Source organism: Kocuria oceani (assembly GCF_029524215.1).
GTDB classification, from domain to species: Bacteria; Actinomycetota; Actinomycetes; order Actinomycetales; family Micrococcaceae; genus Kocuria; species Kocuria oceani.
The window spans coordinates 1-19807 of the sequence record NZ_JARAMH010000035.1; the positions used below are offsets into that span (position 1 = coordinate 1).

Sequence of the window (19807 nt, forward strand, 5' to 3'; positions counted from 1 at the left end):
CCACCGACCGCCGCGCCCTGGTGATCGTGGCCACCGCCGAGGCCGACTGCGAGGTGCGCACCACCCTGGGCCGGATGCACGAACGCATGCTGGCCGCCGCCCGGGCCCTGGACCCCGACCAGGCCGCCACCGTCACCGCCTTCCTGCACGCCATGGCCGAGGCCGTCGACGCCGCCGAGGACGCCGCCGAGGACGTGGGCGGCCCGGATGATCCGGAGGATCCCGCGGACCTCGGAGATCCCGCGGTCATCGAGGTCGTCCACGGCGCCGACGCCGTCGACACCGGCGAGGAGCTCGAGGGCTCCGGGGTCGCCCGGGGCGCCGGCGCCGTCCGGGTGAGCCGCGCCGCCGAGCGGCCGGGCGCGCCGGCCGCCGCCGGGCCCTGATGGCCGGGGGCCTCCGGTGCGGGCCCCGGCCCGTGCCGGGGCCCGCTCCTCAGTAGGCGGTGCGGGCCGTGTTCGCCGCCCACGCCTCGAAGGGCGCGGTGCGCTCCTGGAGGTCGACGGGGCGCACGGGCAGCGAACGCTCCTCCACCGGCCGGGCGAAGTACTCGTGGAACTCCGCGTCGTCGAAGCCCCCGGCCGCGGCGTCGTGCCGGTCGGCCGCGAACCAGACCGCGTCCAGGCGGGACCACAGGGACGCGGACACGCACAGCGGGCACGGCTCGCAGCTCGCGTAGAGGGTCGCCCCGGAGAGGTCGAACGTGCCGAGCTCCCGGCAGGCGGTGCGGATGGCGACCACCTCCGCGTGCGCGGTCGGGTCGCTGTCGGCGGTGACACGGTTGACGCCGGAGAAGCGGCGGCCGTCGGCGGTGACGACCACGGCGCCGAAGGGCCCGCCGTCGGCCTTGGCGTTGTCGACCGCGAGCGCGATGGCCTCGCGCAGGAACTGCCGGGCCTCGGCCGGAACAGTGGTCTCGTTCGTGCTCATGCGGATCTCCCGGGTGAGGCAGATGCCGCTGGGGAGCTCGCCGAGCCAGAACCGGGAGACGCGCCGACGGCGGCCGCTGCGTGATCGATGGTGCAGTTCTGCCTGGTAGATAGTCCGGTCGCCCGGACCCGCCGTGGGCCAGTCCAGAGGCTACCGGGCAGTGTCCCGCTCCACAACAGCCGCCCCTGCGGTCCCGGGGACCGCGCGCGGGCGCGGCCGCCACGCCGCCGCCGGACCGGTGGCCCGGCTCCGTGCCGGAGGACGTCCCGGCTAGGCTGGGCTCCCGACCCGATGACCCGTCCGTGTGAGGAGCGCTCCGTGCCCGTGATCCAGCGACACCTGTTCGGCCCCGGCCCGTCCAACCCGTATCCCGAGGCCACGGCCGCGCTGGCCCTTCCGCTGCTCGGGCATCTCGACCCCGCGTTCCTGGAGATCATGGACAGCGCCTGCGACGGTCTGCGCGAGGTCTGGGGCACCCGCAACCGGCGCACCCTGCCGCTGAGCGCCACCGGCTCGGCCGGCATGGAGGCCGCCTTCGTCAACACCGTGGAGGACGGCGACGTCGTCGTCGTGGCGGTCAACGGCCTCTTCGGGGAGCGGATGTGCGACGTCGCGGCCCGGTGCGGCGCCGAGGTGGTGCGGGTGGACTTCCCGTACGGGCAGCCGATAGACCCCCAGCAGGTCGCCGAGGCGCACCCGGCCCCGAAGATCATCGCCGCGGTGCACGCCGAGACCTCCACGGGCGTGCGCTCGGACATCGCCGCGCTGGGGGAGCTCAAGGGCGACGCCCTGCTGCTCGTCGACGCCGTCACGTCCATCGGCGGCATCGAGCTGCGCGCGGACGAGTGGGGGGTGGACCTCGGCTACGCCGGCACCCAGAAGTGCCTGGGCGTGGCCCCGGGGCTGGCGCCGTTCACGATCTCGGACGCCGCGTTCGAGCGCCGGGTGCGCCATCCCCGGTCCTGGTACCTGGACCTCGGCATGCTCGGCGGCTACGTGGGGGAGGCGCAGGGCCGGGCCCGCACCTACCACCACACCGCGCCCACCGCCATGATCGCCTCCCTGGACGCGGGGCTGCGCCGGATCTCCGAGGAGGGCCTGGAGAACGTGTGGGCCCGCCACCAGGCGGCGGGCGACGCCCTGCAGGACGGGCTGCAGGAGATGGGCCTGGAGCTGTTCGCCGCCGAGGGCCACCGACTGCCGGAGCTGACCACCGTGAAGGTGCCCGAGGGGGTCGACTCCGCCGCGGTCCGGGCCCACCTGCTGGAGCACTACTCGCTGGAGATCGGCGCGGGCGTCAAGGAGTACGCCGACACGGTCTGGCGGATCGGGCTGATGGGCCCCAACGCCCACGCAGGCTCCGTGGCGCTCGTCCTGGGCGCCCTGCAGGAGGCGCTGCGGAAGACCCCGCTGCCGGTCTGAGCCGCCGTGCCGCGGCGTGCCCCGGCCGGGGCACGCCGCGGCACGGGACCGGGATCAGGCCTCGTCGAAGATCCGCACGGCCATGGTGCCGTGGGTGACCGCGGCGCCGGCGCCCAGCCCGGCGGCGACCATGACCGCCTCGGCGATCTGGGCCTTCGAGGCCCCCGCCTTCTTGGCCTGGGTCACGTGCACCTCGAGACAGTAGGGGCACTGGGAGCTGATGGCCACGGCTACCGCGATGAGCTCGCGGTGGAGCTGGTCGATGGCCCCGCCCTCCCGCCCGATCGTGCCGTCGAAGGCGGCGAAGGCCTGGAACTCCTGCGGGGCGAGCTCCTTGAACTCGGGCAGGCGCTTGAGGTCGTCCGGGGAGTGGTAGTGGTCGGTCACGGTGACGTCCTTCCGGGTCGGATGTCCCGAGGCTACCGGGACCGGCCCCGGCCGCCCACCCCCGGCGCCCGGCCCGGTCACCTCTCCCAGGGCGCCCGGACCGGGAAGTACCGCTCCAGGAACGCGGTCATCCGCTCGGCCCGCTCGGCCGACGGCACCTCCGGGAAGCTGCCGTCGTTGAGGCAGAACATGTCCAGGCTCCGCCGCCCGAGCAGCCTGTCCATCTGCTGCAGCCCCGCCCGGGTGGTGGTGTCCACGTACTCGGTGCGGGCGGTCTCCTGGGTCACGGCCCGGCCGGTGAGCAGCGCGTAGTAGTGGTACAGCGAGTTGGTCACCGAGATGTTCTCCGCGGCGCGGAAGCGGCTGGAGGAGGTGCGGAGGAACTCCCGGGGGAACTCCTGCTCCATCTCGGCCACCACGCTGCGGCGCAGCGGGGCGGCGCAGTGCTCCAGGTGCCGGGTGGTGATCCGGCCGAAGCGCTCCCAGAGCAGCCTCCGGTTCACCCGCGCCGCGTTCTCGAAGCCCGAGCGCTCGGGGTGCCCCTCGCCCAGGCCGATGCGGGTGCTGGCCTCCACGAACTTCGACACCCCGCCGGGGGAGAAGAACAGGGCGGGCCCGAGCTGGCGGCCGAAGAACATGTCGTCGTTGGAGTAGAGGAAGTGCTCGGACAGCCCCTCGATCCGGTGCAGCTGCGCCTCGACCGCCTGCGAGTTGTAGACGGGCAGCACCGAGGTGTCCGCGAAGAACTCCTCGCTGCGCACCACGCGCACCCGGGGGTGCTCGGCCAGCCAGGCCGGGGGCCGGGAGTCGGTGGCGATGTAGATGGTGCGGACCCAGGGGGCGAACATGTGCACCGAGCGCAGGGCGTACTTGAGCTCGTCGACCTGCCGGAAGCGGGCCTCGTGGTCGTCGCCCTCCCCGACCACGGCGTCCTCCATGTAGGAGGCCCGGACCCGCCGGTACTCGGCGTCGGAGCCGTCCACCCAGGAGAAGACCATGTCGATGTCGAAGTCGATGTCGCTGGCGTGGTCGGCGAACATGTTCTCGATGGTCGGCCACGGCAGGCCGAAGCGTTCCACGCTCCCGCGCACGGCCTCCGCGCGGGAGACGGACCGGCGGGTCAGGGAGTTCTCCACCGGCAGCCGGATCTCGTGCTCGCCGAACTCCCACAGCTCGATCTGCACGCCGGTCGCCGCGCCGTAGTACAGCTTCGAGCGCTTCGAGTAGTGCGGGCGGTAGAGCCGGAACACGCGGGCGTTGCGCCGGTGCGTGAGCTCCCCGTCCGCGAGCAGCTCGGAGGTCTGCTTCTTGGTGTCCATGGGCTTGACGTAGTACGGCTCGCCGAGGGCCGCCTCCACCAGGGCCTCGCGCAGCCGCGCCCGGTCGTGCAGGTCCACCGCGACCACGGGCCGCTCGTCGTTGCCCCGCACCAGGAGGTGGTCGATCCCGGCGCCCTCCAGGACGCGGCGCAGGAAGAGCAGGTTCTGCACCATGACGTCGTGGGGCGTCTGGTCGGTGATGCGCAGGGCGAAGCGGCCCTTGTACCGGACCACGTCCGGGCGCTCGTCGAGCGCCGCGGCGGAGGCGCGGGACGCGCTGCGGAACTCCTCGCCGTCGGGCCCGTCCTCGGGCGCGGGGAAGTAGGCGGTGTCGAGCGTGGTGGCGTCGATGGTGGTCTCCTGGTCCTCGTCAGCGGCTGCGGCGCTCCCAGGATAAGACCCCGCGGGCGCCCGCCGTCACGGGGCCGGCTGGCAGCGCTCGCAGAACCACAGCGCCCGGTCCTGCGGGGGCCCGGGGTGGGTCTCGCCGGGGGCGAGCTCGGCGTCGTCGATCCGGGCCTCCCGGATCGGGGTCCCGCAGCGGCGGCAGGGCTGCCGGCCGCGGCCGTAGACCCAGAACTGCTCGCCGCGCCGGGCCGGCCCGCCCACGGTGGAGCGCTGGGAGCGGTCCCGGTTGGCGTGCAGCAGCCGGTGGGAGAGGTCCACCACGGCCCCGAGGTCCTCGACGGCGGCCACCGGGGTGAAGGGGTGCAGCCGCCGCAGGAAGAGGATCTCGTTGCGGTAGACGTTGCCGATCCCCGCGAGGTTGCGCTGGTCCATCAGCGCGGCGGCCACGGGCCGGCGCGGGTGCCGGGCCAGCCGGGACAGGGCCTCCGCCCGGTCCCAGTCGGGGCCGAGCAGGTCCGGGCCGAGATGGCCCACGAGCTCGTCCTCGTCCGCCGTGGCCACGAGGTCCAGCATCCCGAGGTCGAAGCCCACCGCCTGGGCCGCGGCGGTCTCCAGGACCGCGCGCGCCTGGTAGCCGGGGCGCCGCCAGCGGGCCCCCCGCGGATAGACGTGCCACATGCCCTCCATGAGCAGGTGGGAGTGCAGGCTCAGCGGCACCAGGGCCTCGGGGCCGCCGTCCACGCGGATCAGGAGGTGCTTGCCGCGCGGGACCACCGCGGTCACGATGCGCCCGGAGAGGTCCGCGGTCGCGATCGCGGGAAAGCGCAGGTCGCTGCGCGTGAGGACCTGACCGGCCAGGGCCCGGCGCAGCAGCGCGGCCTGGCGGTAGACGGTGTCACCCTCGGGCACGACGGCCTCCTTCTCCGGGCGCCCCGGTCACCGGCGCATCCTCAGTCCGCGCGGGGTCGAGTAGAAGCCTCCGGCCAGCAGGGACTCCCGGACGGCGGTCTCGAGAGGGCCGGGGCCGAGCACCGGGGCCCCGTTGACCTTCTCGACCGTGAGCTTGTCCACCGCGCCCCGCCGCACGGTGCCGGCCACGGCCGGTCCGGCGGCGGCCAGGGCGTCCGCGTCCTCGGTGAACGCGAGCACGGTCCGCCCGCCGCGCTCCACGTACAGGGCCAGGGCCCCGTCCACGAGCACGACGACGGCGCCCGCCTTGCGCCCGGGCCGGTGCCGGCCGGCCGGCGCGTCCTCGCCGCCCGGGGCGGTCGCCGCGACCGGGTCCGGCCACTCGAGGGCGGCACCGTAGGGGTTGGCGGGGTCGGTCGCGGCCAGGGCCAGCGCCACGGGCTCCTCGGCGCGCACCTGGTCGTCGGTGCTGAACGTGCGCAGGTGGTCCACGGTGGCCGGCTGGGCGAACTGGGCGGCGCCGAGCCCCTCGATGAAGTAGCCGCGGCGGGCGCGGCCGGTGTCCTCCAGGGTGGAGAGCACCTTGTAGACCGTGGCGAAGCCGCCGGGGATCTCCTCGACGGCCACGGGCCCCTTGGTCACCACCCCGTAGCGGTCCATGAGCAGCTCGGCGGTGGCCGAGGCCCGCAGCGTGGGCTCGAGCGGCTCCGGGCGCAGCATCGACCAGCGCCCGGCCACGAGCGGGGAGTCGTGCCGCTCCAGGGTGGCCGGACCGCTCGCGGCCCGCAGCGCCCCGCCGACCCCCGGCCGGGACGCGGCGCCGCCGGGCCGCAGCCGGGCGGCGCCGCGGCGGACCGTGGAGCGGCCCCGCGGGGGCTTGGCCCGGTGCCGGTGGGCGGCCTGCCCGCCGGAGAGCAGCGAGCGCACCGGGAGGAAGGTGTCGTTGGTGATCAGCCCCGCCCAGACCAGGTTCCACAGCGCGGTGGTCAGCTCCCCGGCGGGCACCGGGTCGCCGTCGGCCTCGAGCAGCCCGAGCAGCTGCGGGAAGAACCAGGCGCCGCCGGGGGCGAGGACGTCGAGCACCCGGCGCTCGAGGGTGGAGTCCAGGGCGGCGGCCGCCACGGCGAGGGTCTCGGCGGGCGGCAGGGTCAGCTGGGCCGCCTCGCTCAGGTGCAGCGACACCCACCCGTCGTCGCCGGCCAGGGAGCCGGCCCCGGACCACAGGACCTCCCCGGACGCGGTGAGCTCGTCCAGCAGCTCGGGGCGGTAGTCCGCCACCCGGGCCGCCAGCACGAGCGGCTCCCAGGCCGAGGCCGGGACGGCGACGCCGGCGAGCTGGTCCACCACCGTGAGCACGCCGTCCTCGCCTCGCAGCTGGTGGCCCCGGCCCACGTGCTGCCAGGCGGGCAGGAACCGGGCGTAGACCTGCCCGGGGACCGGCTCCACGTCGCGGCGCAGCGCGGCCAGCGAGCGGCGCCGGATCCGGCGCAGCACCTCCGCCTCGCACCACTCGGAGGCGGCCGGGCCGGGCCCGCCGGCGTCCGTGCGCGCCGGCCGGAACTCGCCCTCGACGACCCGCCGGTCCGCGGCCAGCCGCTCCAGGGTGGTCCGCACCACGGCCGTGCCGAGTCCGAGCCGGGCCGCGGCCTCGTCCACGGTGAAGGGCCCGTGCGTGCGGGCGTAGCGGGAGACGAGGTCGGCCAGCGAGTCCTCGACGGGCTCGACGAACGCGAGCGGCACCCCCATGGGCAGGGGCACGCCCAGGGCGTCGCGCAGCCGGGAGGCGTCCTCGATGGCCGCCCAGTGCTCCACGCCGCGCAGGTGCACCCGCAGGGCGCGGTTGGCGGCCACGAGCTGTTCCAGCCAGCCGGCGGCGGTGTCCTCGGGGCAGGCGGCCTCCGGGTCGTCCGGGTCCTGGAGCCGGCGTGCGGCCTCCGCGGTGGTGAGCGGGCCGAGCAGGCGCAGCAGGTCCGCGGCGCCCTCGAGCCCGCGCAGCCGGCGGTCGGCGGCGAGGCGCTGCAGCTCCGCCTCCGTGCGCTCGAGGACCTCCGGGTCCAGCAGCTCCCGCAGCTCGGCGCGGCCCAGGAGCTCGTTGAGCAGGGCGGCGTCGAGGGACAGGACCGCCGCCTTGCGCTCGGCCAGCGGGGAGTCCCCCTCGTAGAGGAACTGGGCGACGTAGCCGAAGAGCAGGGTCCGGGCGAACGGGGACGGCTGGTCGGTGGTGGTCTCCACCACCCGGATCGCCCGGCGCTCCACGGCCCGGTGGAGCTCCTTGAGGGCGGGCAGGTCGTAGACGTCCTGCAGGCACTCGCGCACCGTCTCGAGGATGATCGGGAACTGCGGGTACTTCCGGGCGACGTCCAACAGCTGCGCGGAGCGCTGACGCTGCTGCCACAGCGGCGTGCGCCGGCCGGGGTCGCGCCGGGGCAGCAGCAGGGCCCGGGCGGCGCACTCCCGGAAGCGGGACGCGAACAGCGCCGAGCCGCCCACCTCCTCGGTCACGATCCGGTCCAGCTCGTCGGCGTCGAACAGGAACAGCCCCGCCCCCGGGGGCTCGTCCTCCATGGCCGGCACGCGCAGCACGATGCCGTCGTCGGCGGCCTGCGCGGAGCCGTCCAGGCCGTAGCGCTCGTGCAGCCGGGCGCCCACGGCCAGCGCCCAGGGGGCGTGCACGGGCATCCCGAACGGCGAGTGCAGCACCACCCGCCAGTCCCCGAGCTCGTCGTGGAAGCGCTCGACGACGAACAGCCGGTCCGAGGGCACCTGCCCCACGGCCTCCTTCTGCTCGCCCACGTAGGCCAGGAGGTTGTCGGCGGCCCACTCGTCGAGCCCGGCCGCGCGCAGCCGGGCGCGAGCCTCGTCCTCGGCGGCCCCGGCGATCTCCCGGTTGAACCGGCCCACCGCGCGGCCCAGCTCCACGGGCCGGCCGGGGCCGTCCCCGTGCCAGAACGGGAGCTTGCCGGGGACCCCCGGGGCGGGGGAGACGATCACCCGGTCGTGCGTGATCTCCTCGATCCGCCAGCTGGAGGCGCCCAGGGCGATGACGTCGCCCACGCGGGACTCGTAGACCATCTCCTCGTCGAGCTCGCCCACCCGCTTGGAGTTCTTCCCGTCCTGCTCGCCGACCAGGTACACGGCGAACAGGCCGCGGTCCGGGATGGTCCCGCCCGAGGTCACCGCCAGCCGCTGCGCCCCGGGGCGGCCCTCGATCGTGCCGGTCTTCCGGTCCCAGACGATGCGCGGGCGCAGCTCGGCGAACTCGTCGGAGGGGTAGCGGCCCGAGAGCAGGTCCAGGGTGGCGTCGAAGGCCGAGCGGGGCAGGGTCAGGAACGGGGAGGAGCGGCGGACGGTGTCGAACCACTCCTCCACCTCGACCGGTCCCAGGGCGGTCGCGGCCACGGTCTGCTGGGCCAGCACGTCCAGCGGGTTCAGCGGGACGGCGAGCGGCTCGATCCGGCCCTGCAGCATCCGCTCGACCGTCACCGCGGCGTCGAGCAGGTCCCCGCGGTGCTTGGGGTAGAACCGGCCGCGGGAGACCTCCCCGACCTGGTGGCCGGCGCGGCCCACGCGCTGCAGCCCCGAGGCGGCCGAGGGCGGGGCCTCGATCTGGACCACCAGGTCCACCGCGCCCATGTCGATGCCCAGCTCGAGGGAGGACGTGGCCACCACGCAGCGCAGCCGCCCGGTCTTGAGGTCGTCCTCGATGACCGCCCGCTGGTCCTTGGAGACCGACCCGTGGTGGGCGCGGGCCAGCACCGGGGCCGCGCCCTCGTACCGGCCGGTCTGCCGGCGCAGGTCCGCGGGCTCGGCGGCCCCGCCGGGCGCGGACGGATCCCGCCCGGCCAGGGCGGAGCGCAGCACGTCCCCGAGCTGCTGCGGCCCGGAGCCCGCCGGGACCCCGGGTGCTGCGTCGTCGTGCGGGCCGCTGCCGGTCCCGTACGCGGCCTCCGTGCCGTCGCCGTCCGGGCTGCCGTCCGGGTCCGTGTGCTCGAGGCGGAAGGCGTAGATCTCGTTGAGCCGTGCCGTGAGCTTCTCGGCCAGGCCGCGGGAGTTGGCGAACACGATGGTCGAGCGGTTCTCCAGCACCAGGTCCACGACCCGCTCCTCGACGTGCGGCCAGATCGACGCGGTGGTCGTGGGGGCGAGGGCGTCCAGGTCGTCGTCGCCGAAGCCGGATCCGGCCAGGGACGGGGAGGCGGCGGGACCGCCCAGCACGGTCATGTCCGGGATCGGCACCGAGACCGTGAGCTCCCACCGCTTCTCCGCCCGCGGCGCGACGACGGAGACCGGCTCCCGCCCGCCCAGGAACCGGGCGACCGTCTCGACCGGCTCGACCGTGGCCGACAGCCCGATGCGCTGCACCGGCTTCTCCAGCAGGGCGTCCAGCCGCTCCAGGGTGAGCGCCAGGTGCGCCCCGCGCTTGGTGCCGGCCACGGCGTGCACCTCGTCGACGATCACGGTGTGCACGTCCGTGAGGGTCTCCCGCGCCTTGGACGTGAGCATCAGGTAGAGCGACTCGGGCGTGGTGATGAGGATGTCCGGCGGGCTGGACAGCAGGGCCCGCCGCACGGCCTGCGGCGTGTCCCCGGAGCGGACCCCCACGCTGACCTCCGGCGGCTCGACGCCGGCGTGCCGGGCGGTCTGGGAGATCCCGATCAGCGGGGCCCGCAGGTTGCGCTCCACGTCCACGCCCAGCGCCTTGAGCGGGGAGATGTAGAGCACCCGGGTGCCGCGCCGCTCGGCCCGGGCGGCCGCGGAGCGGGCCTTGGTGCGCAGGCTCCCCGCGTCCGCGGCCGGTGCGGCGGGGACGGCGCCCCCGGGGCCGGCCGCGGACGCGGTGTCCACGGTCCCCGGCCGCCCGGTCGCCGCGGCCGGCCCCGGCGCCGCGGCCGGCCCCGGCGCCGCCTCGGCCACGAAGCGGTCCAGGGCCCACAGGAACGCGGCCAGGGTCTTGCCGGAGCCGGTGGGCGCCACGATCAGCGCGTGGCGTCCCGCGGCGATGGCCCGCCAGGCGCCCTCCTGGGCGGCCGTGGGCGCGGCGAACGCACCCGAGAACCAGGCCCGGGTGTGCTCGGTGAACAGGCTCAGCGCCGGATCAGGTGCCAAAGCCCTGGATCTCGAGCTGCTGGATGCCGGGGCCGGTGCAGGCCTCGGCGGGGAAGGGCACCACCACGGAGCGGGTGTTCTCGGGCGGGTAGACGCGCAGTCCCGCGGCCTCCCGGGCCTCGCACCCGGGGTGGACGGCGGCCTGGCCGATCCGCAGCGCGGCAGTGGCGGACTCGCCCGGCGCCAGCTGCCTGCCGGTCCCGGGGACGCCGGTGTCCCGCACCGCCGGGGCGCCGAGGGCCGTGCCGTCGGCGTCCACGAAGGAGACCCCCGGGTAGCCGCCGAGCACGCAGGGCTCCGCGGCCGTGTTGGTCACGGTGACGTCCACCCAGACCGACCCCGCGGCACCGCCGGCCGGTGCCGCGGAGACCCCGAGCGCGGAGGTCGCGCACCAGCCGGCGCGGCCGGCGGCGGCGCCGCGAGCGGGTTCGCCGGCGTCCTCGGCGATCTCCCCGGTGGGATCCTCGGTGGGCTCCTCGGCAAGCTCGTCCGTGGTCGCCCCGCCGCGCCCCGCCGCGCCGGTGGGCCCGGGGGCGGGCTCCGCGGGATCTGCATCGGGGGCGGTGGGCGCCGCGGTGGCCCGCTCGCCGGCCGGCCCGTCCGCCGGGGACGCGTCGGCGCCGTCCGCGGGCGCGCCGCCGGACGCGGCCGGGGCCGCCGCGGCGCTCCTGCTCGTGGTGGGGGCGGCGGCGGAGCCGGCCTGCTCCGGCTGCGCGGCGCCGCAGGCGGTCAGCGCCAGGACCGAGGCGAGGGCGAGGGCGCCCAGAACGGGGCGGGCAGCGGGGGAGAGCGAAGACATGGGGGGATATCCTCCTCGTGCGGACGTCGTGGCGGGCCACGCCTTGAGGAGGGGGCCCTCCCAGGGCCTTCATTCTAGGCAGGGCCACCGACACCCCGGCCGGACGCGTCCGCCGCCGGGACCGGTGTCGCGGCCGGGGCGGGGGCTACCGCCCACCGGCCTCCGCCGGGGGCAGCGCGGCCCGCATCACCTCGGCCAGGTGGACGCCGTCGGCGCCGGTGCCCTGGGCGATCTGGGTGCGGCAGGAGAAGCCGTCGGCGAGCACGATCGTCCCGTCGGCCGCGGCGCGGATCGCGGGGAACAGCTCCCGCTCGCCGAGGGTCTGCGAGACCTCGTAGTGGCCGGGCTCGAAGCCCCAGTTGCCGGCGAGGCCGCAGCAGCCGCCGCCGACCACGGCGGTGTCCACGCCCAGCTTCGCCAGCACCTCCAGCTCGGGCCCGTAGCCCAGCATGGAGTTCTGGTGGCAGTGCACCTGGCACACGGCCTCGGCGGGACCCGCCTCGGTGGCCAGCTCCCGGAAGGGCCAGGGTCCGCCCTCGGCCAGGTGGCGGGCCGCGAACGCGCCGATCGTCGTCGTCAGCTCGGAGACGCGCCGGGCCCGGGCGTCGCCGGGGAGCAGCTCCGTGATCTCGTCCTGGAGCATCACCGTGCAGGAGGGCTCCAGGCCGATGATCGGGTACCCGGCCTCCAGCAGCGGCTCCATCACGTCGAGGGTGTCGCGCAGCACCTTCTGCGTCATGTCCAGCTGCCCGGTGGAGTGCCAGGTGAGCCCGCAGCAGACGTTGTCCATGGGCAGCAGCACCCGGTAGCCCATGGCCTCGAGCACCTCCACGGCGGCCTTGCCGGGGGCGTCGGCGGCGAAGTTCGTGAACGTGTCCGGCCACAGCACCACGGTGGGCCGGCCGTCGGCGTCGTCGCCGGGGCGGCGGGCGGCGGACCGGCCGCGGAACCACCGGGTGAGGGGCTGGTCGACGAAGGAGATCATCCGCCGCTTCGGCTCGATCCCGCCCAGGCGCTTGGTCAGCTCCTCGACCGCCCGGTTCGACTCCAGCAGGTTGATCAGCCGGAAGGAGAAGGGCACCTTCTCCACGATCCGCATCAGCAGCGGCATCCAGCCCATCGTGAACTGGGCCATGGGCCGCCGGTCCCGGCCCAGGAAGGAGAGCAGGCCGTGCCGGTAGTGGTGGTGCAGGAACTCGGCCTTGTACGTGGCCATGTCCACGTTGACCGGGCACTCGGTGGCGCAGGCCTTGCAGGACAGGCACAGGTCCAGGGCCTCGAGGGTCTCCTTCGACTTCCAGCCGTCCGTGATCGACTCCCCGCGCAGCATCTCGGCCAGGGACCGGGCGCGGCCCCGGGTCGAGTGCACCTCGTCGTGGGTGGCCTGGAAGGACGGGCACATGGCGCCCACGTCCGAGCGGCAGGAGCCCACGCCCACGCACCGGTTCACCGCACTGGAGAACGATCCGCCGTCGCGGGAGAACGCGTGCACCGGCGTGAGCTCGAACGTCCGCGCCCCGGGGCCGGGACGGATGCCCTGGTCGATGGGCTCGGGGTCCACGAGCACGCCCGGGTTGAAGAACCCGTCCGGGTCGAAGACGCGCTTGAACTCCGCGAACGCGGCCAGGGCCTCGGGGGAGTAGATGGTCGAGAGCAGCTCGGAGCGGGCGCGGCCGTCGCCGTGCTCCCCGGAGACCGAGCCGCCGTAGCGGTGGACCAGCGCCGCGGCGCGCTCGATGAACGTGCGGTAGGTCGCCATCCCGGCCTCGGTGCCGAAGTCGAAGGAGATGCGGATGTGCACGCAGCCCTCCCCGAAGTGCCCGAAGGGGATGCCGGTGAGGTGGAGCTCGTGCAGCAGGTCGTAGAGGTCGCGCAGGTACTCGCCCAGCCGCGCCGGCGGGACCGCGGAGTCCTCCCAGCCCGGCCAGGCCTCCCCGCCCTCGGGCAGACGGGTCACGATGCCCGCCCCGGCCTCGCGGATCCGCCACAGCGCCTTGGCCTCGGCCGCGTCGGAGACGGTCACGGAGTCCACGACGTTCTCGGGCACCAGCCCCGGCAGCTCCCGCGCCCGGGCCTCGGCCTCCTCCAGGGTGTCGGCGCCCACCTCGCAGTAGAGCCAGCCGCCGCCGCGGGGCAGCTCGCCGCCGGCGCGCTCCTGGCCGGGGCGGGTGCGCAGGGCGTCGAGCAGGTCGGAGCCCATGCCCTCGATCGTGTACACCCCGGGCACCCGCAGCTTCGGGGCCGCCGTCGCCGCCTCGAACGCGTCCTGGAAGCCCAGCACGGCCAGCGCGGTGTGGGCCGGCTTGCGGACCAGGCGGACGGTGAGCTCGGTGATGATCCCGCAGGTGCCCTCCGTCCCGGCGAAGGCCTTGGCGGTGTCGAAGCCCTTCTCCCCGAGCAGGTAGTGCAGCCCGTACCCGGAGACCTGCCGGGGGAACTGGCCCAGCTCGGTGCGCAGCATCGCCAGGTGACGGTCCCGGATCCCGGTCAGCGCCCGGTCGAGCTGCGGGTCGGAGGTCCCGCCCTCGCGCAGCTCGACCTCCCGGCCGTCGGCGAGCATGACCGTCAGCGACACGAGGTTGTCCGCGGACGTGCCCCAGGCCACGGAGTGGGAGCCGCAGGCGTTGTTGGCGACCATCCCGCCGACCGTGGCCCGCGAGTGCGTCGAGGGGTCCGGCCCGTAGGTGAGGCCGAACTCGGAGGCCGCCGCGCGCAGCTGGTCGCAGATCACCCCCGGCTGGATCGTGGCGGTCATCGCCTCGGGGTCGATCGACAGGATCCGGTTGAAGTGCCGGGAGGTGTCGATCACCAGGCCCTCGCCGATCGCGTTGCCCGCCACCGACGTCCCGCCCCCGCGCGAGACCACCGGCCAGCCGCGCTCGTGCGCGAGCACCAGCAGCTCGCGGACCTCCTCGACGCTGCGCGGCTCGGCCACCGCCGCCGGCAGCCGGCGGTAGATCGACGCGTCGGAGACGTAGGCGGCGCGCGTCGTGAGGTCGTCACGGATCTCGGTCATGGGTCCACTTCCTGCGCGCCGGCGACGCCGGTCCGTCCGGGGGCTGGTCAGAGTCGGGGGTGCCGTCCCCGCGGGGACGGGCGGGTCACCACTCGGGGGCGATGGTGACCTCGGCGCCGTCGAGGTCCTCGGACCACTCGACCTGGCAGCTGAGCCGGGAGGTGTCGTGGCGGGTGTCGTCGAGCATGTCGAGGAGGTCCTCCTCCTCGTCGTTGATCTCGTTGGCCTTGGCGAAGGAGCCCTGGTCCAGGTAGGAGTGGCAGGTGGAGCAGGACGCGTTGCCGCCGCAGGTGGCGAGGATCGGGTACTTGTGGCGGGTGAGGGCCTCCATGAGGCTCTCGAAGTCCTTCCACTCGACGCCCTCGGTGCGGTTGCCCTCGCGGTCGATCACGGTGATGTTGATGCTGCTCACTTCGATGGCCTCCTCGGGGCGCGGCGGCCCCTGGTCTCGACGTCGGAAATCCCGCCGCCCATTGTACGGTCGCGCGGAGGGCGTCCCGGACGGGAGCGGGCTCAGCCGGTGGCCGGCAGCGGCCGCACGGTCAGGGACTGCGCGACCTGGCCGAGGTAGCCGGCCTCGTCGTGCAGCGCGGACTCGGTGAGGCCCACCCCGGTCGGTCCGAAGGTGACGTGCGTGTCCAGGCCCACCCAGGCCGAGACGGGCTCCCGCACCAGGTGCACGCCGAGGTCCACGTTGGGGAAGGCCAGCTCGTCCGGGCCGACCCGCACGGCGATGCCGTTGGCGGCGTCCACCGCCGCGAGGAACTGCGCCGTGGCGGAGACCTCCTCCCCGGCGACGACGGCGTGCGGCGCGCGCAGCCACATGGCGGCCCGGCCGGGCCGGTGCTCGCGCACGGTGCGGCCCTCCAGCGAGGCGATGTACCCGCCGGGCCACCGCCCCGTCATCGTCGTGGGCGCGGCGCTCGTCACGGGCGGCAGGGCCTCCCGGTGCGTCCCGGCGACCGCGGCGGTCCCGCCGCGGACCAGCCGCCACACGCTGAGCCGGATGCAGGAGCGGCCGCCCTGGCTCATCGTCGCCTCGACCAGCTCGATCGTGCGGCCCGGGCGGACCACGCGCGTGGTCACCTCGACCTCGCCGCCGGGGATGAAGCCGAGGATGTCGAAGGAGAACCGCGAGGGCTGCAGGTCCGCGCGGGGGTGGTCGACCTCCACCGCGTGGGCGAGCAGCCCGGAGGCGGCGCCCATGTGCTGCTCCGCCTCGTTCCACGCGCCCTGTGCGTGCAGGGTGGAGCGGAAGCGGGTGGCGTCCAGCCGCACGAAGTAGGCGTCCGGGTACTCCTCCCCGTCCGTTCCCAGGTGTCCTACTGCCTGTGCCGACGTCGTCATGCTGCGTCTCTTCCTCTCCCGCCCGCCGGACGGCGGGCTGTGACCGGCACCACGGTAGCCGGTGCCGGCCGGCCCGCCGGCGGCGCGAGGGGCGGCCCCGCGGCGGCGGACGGCGGCCGGGCACGCAGAAGGGCCCCGCTCCCGGAGGAGTGGGGCCCTTCTCGACTGGCGGTGACGGAGGGATTTGAACCCTCGTTGGCTTTTACACCAAACATCATTTCGAGTGATGCACCTTCGGCCGCTCGGACACGTCACCAGCTCGCAGTACTGTACCGGCTGGCGCGCTCAAGCGCCAAAAGCCGCCGGTCCGGCGTCCTCGCGCCCGCCGCGCCGGTGCCCGGCGAAGAAGTCGAGGAGCAGCCGCGAGCACTCCTCCTGCAGGACGCCCCCGGTGACCTCCACCCAGTGGTTGAGCCGGCGCTCCCGGAGCACGTCGAGCACGGAGCCCGCGGCCCCGGCCTTGTCGTCCCACGCGCCGAGCACCACGCGGGGCACGCGGGCCAGGACGACCGCCCCGGCGCACATCGCACAGGGCTCGAGGGTCACCACGAGGGTGCAGTCGTCGAGCCGCCAGGTGCCCCGGGCGCGCGCCGCCTCCCGCAGGGCCAGGACCTCGGCGTGGGCGGTGGGGTCGCCGTCGGCCTCCCGGCGGTTGCGCCCGCGGCCGAGCACCGTCCCGTCCGGGGCGACGACGACGGCGCCGATCGGCACGTCCTGGGTCTGGAGGGCGGCGCGGGCCTCCGCGAGGGCCAGCCGCATCCACTCCTCGGCGCGGGCCTCGTCCCGGGTGCGCGGGGGCAGTGCCATCCTGGTCCTCTCCTGGTCCTGTGCTGGTCCTCGCCCGGCGCTGCTCCGGACGGGGCCCGCTGGCCGGGGCGGGGCCCGGCGGGGGTCGCAGGACCCCGGTGGTAATTTTGCTGCATGCGAGTGACCGTTCTCGACCACCCTCTGGTGGCGCACAAACTGACCGTCCTCCGGGACAAGAACACCACCTCCCCGGTGTTCCGACTGCTCGTCGAGGAGCTCGTGACGCTGCTCGCGTACGAGGCCACCCGGGGCGTCCGCGTGGAACCGGTGGAGATCGACACGCCGGTCACCCGGACCACCGGCACCGGGCTGTCCAAGCCACGGCCGCTCGTCGTGCCGATCCTGCGGGCGGGCCTGGGCATGCTCGAGGGCATGACCCGCCTGGTCCCCACGGCGGAGGTGGGCTTCCTGGGAATGGCCCGCAACGAGGACACCCTCGACATCATCACCTACGCCGAGCGACTGCCCGACGACCTGACCGGGCGCCAGGTCTTCGTCCTGGACCCGATGCTGGCCACGGGCGGCACGCTGCGCGAGGCGATCAAGTTCCTCTACCGCCGCGGCGCCGAGCAGATCACGTGCGTCTGCCTGCTCGCGGCGCCCGAAGGGCTGGCCGCCCTGGAGGAGGAGCTGGGGGACTCGGAGGTGAACATCGTCCTGGCCGCGAGGGACGAACGGCTCGACGAGAATGCGTACATCGTCCCGGGGCTCGGTGACGCCGGTGACCGCCTCTACGGCGTGGTGGACTGACCCCCGACCCGGAGATCCCGCGGATCCGCCGCCACAGAGGCCCGTCGACCCGATCGACGGGCCTCTGCCGTCGCCGGACGCGCGTGTCCGAATACTGAGATGGACTGGTGAACGCATTCGGCGTCTTGACAATCGCAGCAGGTTGTGCGTGTGACCTGTGTGACAGGGTGCCGACCGCCCGTAGTGCTGGCTTTCCGCGGTTTCGTCCCCTGCAACGGGGCCGGAGGGGAGGTGAAGAGGGTTCATCTTGGTGGGCGGCCCGGACTGCTGTCCTTCGTGTCTCACATCCTGAGAAAGTGTCAGGATTATTACTTGCGAGTTCCCGGGGCCTGATGGACCATGAGATCAACGCCACTGTCAGGGATCTGTCAGCTTCGCGGGGACGGTCCCCGAGAAGTCCGAAGCCGGTGATCCGGGAGCTGGAAGTGGTGGGGTCGGTCCGAGGGGCGGAGCGGCCCGGGTGGACGGGAGACGTCCATCGCACGACGCAGAGACGAGGGGCACCAGATGCCAGGTACACCGGGATACGTGCACATTTCTCAGCGCACCCGCACGAGTGAGGCCCACGGTGCCCGCCGTCCGGCCGCGGCTCCCGAACGGGCGCCGGGCGCGCCCGCCGACTACCGCAGCCTCCGGAGCACGCTGGGGACCATGCCGGCCGCGCCGGGGGAGCAGCCTCTGCCCACTCGTCTGGAGCGGGACGCGGCGCCGCGGCCGCAGGTCCAGGAGAACGAGGCCCGCGGCTTCGTGATCTACGTGGGCCTGAACGAGGAGACCGCCGCGGCGAACGGCACCTCGCTGGTCAAGATGGTCCAGAGCATCCGGGCCTACGCCCAGCAGCTGGTCCCGGAGGCCGACTCCTATGCCGCCGTGGCCCTGGCCCCGGCGAACACCACCGGCAGCGACCTGGAGGTCGTCCGCAACGCCCTCGGCGACCCGACCTCCGGGGCCGTGCGCCCGACCGCTCCCGCGGCACCGGCGCCGGCGCCCGAGACCAATACCAACCAGTCCACCGGGGTGCTCATCGACCTCTCCCGGCGCGAGGTCTTCCTCGACGGCGGACTGCTCAACCTCACCTTCAAGGAGTTCGAGCTGCTGAACTACCTCGTGGAGAACGGCAGCCGCACCGTGGGCCGCCACGAGCTGCTGCACAGCCTGTGGCGGGACTCGGAGGAGGTGCCCAACGAGCGCACCATCGACGTGCACATCCGGCGCCTGCGCTCCAAGCTCGGCCGGCTCGCCAACACCGTGCGCACCGTCCGCGGTCAGGGCTACCGCTTCTACGAGCACCCCGAGGTCGTCGTGTGGGCGGCCCCCGAGTACTCCATCTGATTCCCGTCCGGTCCGTGCAGGCCCCGGTTCCTCCCCGCGGTGCGGGGGTGCCGGGGCCGCCCCACGCCGGTCGGGCACGTGGCATCATGAACCGATGACCCGCCACGACCGCAAGAAGCTCGTCCTCATGCGCCACGCGGAGGCGGAGCACCCGTGGGGTGTGACCGACCACGACCGCCCGCTGCACCGGAGCGGGGCGCAGGACGCCGCCGCGGCGGGCCACTGGCTGCTGGCGCAGGGCCACGTCCCGGACATGATCCTGTGCTCGAGCGCGCTGCGCGCCCGGCAGACCTGCACCTGGGTGTGCAGCGTCCTGGGCGACCTCGCCCCGACCGCCCGGCTCGACGAGTCGCTCTACGCGGCGCCGGACGCCCGGATCATCGCGGCCGTCAACCACGTGCCGGACACCGTGGAGTCCCTCCTGCTCATCGGCCACCTGCCCGGCCTGCGGGACGCCGCCCTGCGTCTGGCCACCCCGGACTCCGACTACGACGCCGTGATGGCCCTCGCCGACGGCTGTCCCACGTCCGGGCTCGCGGTCCTCGAGGTCCCCGGCTCCTGGGCGGAGCTGGACGGCGCCGCCGCGCGTCTCGTGGACTTCACGGTGCCGCGGCCCTCGCCCGGGGACCGGTGAGCGGCACGGCCGCAGCCCGGCCCGCGTGAGCGGCACGGCCGCAGCCCGGCCCGGGTGAGCGGCGGGACCACCGCCGGCTCGGGAGCGGGCCCCGGAAGGCCGCGCCGTTGCCTCGTGGACGTGCTGGGCCGACCCCTGGGACTGCGGCGGCACGGCCGAGGGTGCCCGTCCGCCGGACGGGCACCCTCGGTGGTCACATCACTGATTCAGCTGCGGGAGCGGGGGTCCTAGTCCTCGTCCTGCTCGAAGAGGACCTTGACCCACTTCTTGTCGACCGTCTTGACCGTCTTGTCGGTCTTGTCGGTGTACTTGGCGTCGCGGTGGTACTTGTGCCAGTCGCCCCCGTCAGCCTTCTCCTTGGCGATGGAGGCGGCCTTCTTGAGCTCGACGTCCTCGTACTCCTTGGACTTCCACTCGCCGTGGTGGCGGTACTTCACGACCACGTCGACCTCGCCGTTCTTGCGCTCCCCGTCCTCGTCCTGCTTGAAGAGGACCTTGAGGTCCTTCTTGTCGACCGTCTTGACCGTCTTGTCGGTCTTGTCGGTGTACTTGGCGTCGCGGTGGTACTTGTGCCAGTCGCCTCCGCCGGCCTTCTCCTTGGCGATGGAGGCGGCCTTCTTGAGCTCGACGTCGTCGTACTCCTTGGACTTCCACTCGCCGTGGTGGCGGTACTTCACGACCACGTCGACCTCGCCGTTCTT

The 19807-nt window shown here is 74.6% G+C and carries 15 protein-coding genes, 1 tRNA gene and 1 pseudogene; 5 read left to right on the forward strand and 12 right to left on the reverse strand.

Annotated elements, in window-relative coordinates:
* Positions 1-386 (forward strand): annotated as a pseudogene (locus PU704_RS19330) (hypothetical protein); the annotation flags it as partial.
* A 49-nt stretch (positions 387-435) separates the two neighbouring features.
* Here PU704_RS19330 and PU704_RS19335 read toward each other — a convergent pair.
* Complete coding sequence (locus PU704_RS19335) at positions 436-930, reverse strand: nucleoside deaminase (protein WP_047803749.1); 495 nt, start codon at positions 928-930, stop codon at positions 436-438.
* Positions 931-1221: 291 nt separating this feature from the next.
* Here PU704_RS19335 and PU704_RS19340 point away from each other — a divergent pair, with 291 nt between their 5' ends.
* Complete coding sequence (locus PU704_RS19340) at positions 1222-2352, forward strand: pyridoxal-phosphate-dependent aminotransferase family protein (protein ID WP_277552713.1); 1131 nt, start codon at positions 1222-1224, stop codon at positions 2350-2352.
* Between the two features lie 54 nt (positions 2353-2406).
* Here the strand turns inward: PU704_RS19340 and PU704_RS19345 are convergent, their stop codons facing one another.
* The 10 genes from PU704_RS19345 to tadA all read right to left on the reverse strand — a co-directional run bounded on the left by PU704_RS19345 (position 2407) and on the right by tadA (position 16390).
* On the reverse strand, positions 2407-2739 hold the full coding sequence (locus PU704_RS19345) for a carboxymuconolactone decarboxylase family protein (protein WP_047801475.1): 333 nt from the start codon (positions 2737-2739) through the stop codon (positions 2407-2409).
* A 77-nt stretch (positions 2740-2816) separates the two neighbouring features.
* The gene (locus PU704_RS19350) at positions 2817-4292 is read right to left on the reverse strand and encodes a stealth family protein (RefSeq protein ID WP_277552715.1); all 1476 of its coding nucleotides are present in this window, start codon (positions 4290-4292) and stop codon (positions 2817-2819) included.
* Between the two features lie 183 nt (positions 4293-4475).
* Positions 4476-5315 carry a DNA-formamidopyrimidine glycosylase family protein gene (locus PU704_RS19355; RefSeq protein WP_277552717.1) on the reverse strand — a complete coding sequence of 280 codons (840 nt, stop codon included), beginning with the start codon at positions 5313-5315 and terminating at the stop codon, positions 4476-4478.
* Positions 5316-5342: 27 nt separating this feature from the next.
* Positions 5343-10421: an Lhr family ATP-dependent helicase gene (locus tag PU704_RS19360; RefSeq protein WP_277552719.1), complete on the reverse strand. Its 5079-nt coding sequence runs from the start codon at positions 10419-10421 to the stop codon at positions 5343-5345.
* The gene (locus PU704_RS19365; RefSeq protein WP_277552721.1) at positions 10411-11220 is read right to left on the reverse strand and encodes a DUF4232 domain-containing protein; all 810 of its coding nucleotides are present in this window, start codon (positions 11218-11220) and stop codon (positions 10411-10413) included. The genes PU704_RS19360 and PU704_RS19365 overlap by 11 nt, the downstream gene beginning before the upstream one ends.
* Positions 11221-11365: 145 nt before the next feature.
* Positions 11366-14236: an FAD-binding and (Fe-S)-binding domain-containing protein gene (locus PU704_RS19370; protein ID WP_277552723.1), complete on the reverse strand. Its 2871-nt coding sequence runs from the start codon at positions 14234-14236 to the stop codon at positions 11366-11368.
* Between the two features lie 85 nt (positions 14237-14321).
* The gene (locus PU704_RS19375; RefSeq protein ID WP_047803157.1) at positions 14322-14648 is read right to left on the reverse strand and encodes a 2Fe-2S iron-sulfur cluster-binding protein; all 327 of its coding nucleotides are present in this window, start codon (positions 14646-14648) and stop codon (positions 14322-14324) included.
* A 101-nt stretch (positions 14649-14749) separates the two neighbouring features.
* Positions 14750-15583 carry a thioesterase family protein gene (locus tag PU704_RS19380; protein ID WP_277552726.1) on the reverse strand — a complete coding sequence of 278 codons (834 nt, stop codon included), beginning with the start codon at positions 15581-15583 and terminating at the stop codon, positions 14750-14752.
* Positions 15584-15749: 166 nt separating this feature from the next.
* Positions 15750-15839 (reverse strand) — tRNA-Ser (locus PU704_RS19385).
* Positions 15840-15868: 29 nt separating this feature from the next.
* Positions 15869-16390 (reverse strand): tRNA adenosine(34) deaminase TadA, encoded by a 522-nt coding sequence (gene tadA, locus PU704_RS19390; RefSeq protein ID WP_277552728.1) that lies wholly within the window; start codon positions 16388-16390, stop codon positions 15869-15871.
* A 114-nt stretch (positions 16391-16504) separates the two neighbouring features.
* On the opposite strand from tadA, the gene upp reads away from it, so the two are divergent.
* The 3 genes from upp to PU704_RS19405 all read left to right on the forward strand — a co-directional run bounded on the left by upp (position 16505) and on the right by PU704_RS19405 (position 19106).
* Complete coding sequence (upp, locus tag PU704_RS19395) at positions 16505-17140, forward strand: uracil phosphoribosyltransferase (protein WP_047803146.1); 636 nt, start codon at positions 16505-16507, stop codon at positions 17138-17140.
* A 507-nt stretch (positions 17141-17647) separates the two neighbouring features.
* Positions 17648-18472, forward strand: a complete 825-nt coding sequence (locus PU704_RS19400; RefSeq protein ID WP_277552730.1) for a winged helix-turn-helix domain-containing protein — start codon at positions 17648-17650, stop codon at positions 18470-18472.
* 94 nt (positions 18473-18566) lie between these two features.
* Positions 18567-19106, forward strand: a complete 540-nt coding sequence (locus PU704_RS19405) for a SixA phosphatase family protein (protein WP_047803144.1) — start codon at positions 18567-18569, stop codon at positions 19104-19106.
* 227 nt (positions 19107-19333) lie between these two features.
* On the opposite strand, the gene PU704_RS19410 is transcribed toward PU704_RS19405, so the two are convergent.
* The coding region (locus PU704_RS19410; protein ID WP_277552733.1) for a hypothetical protein at positions 19334-19807 on the reverse strand (474 nt) is incomplete at its 5' end.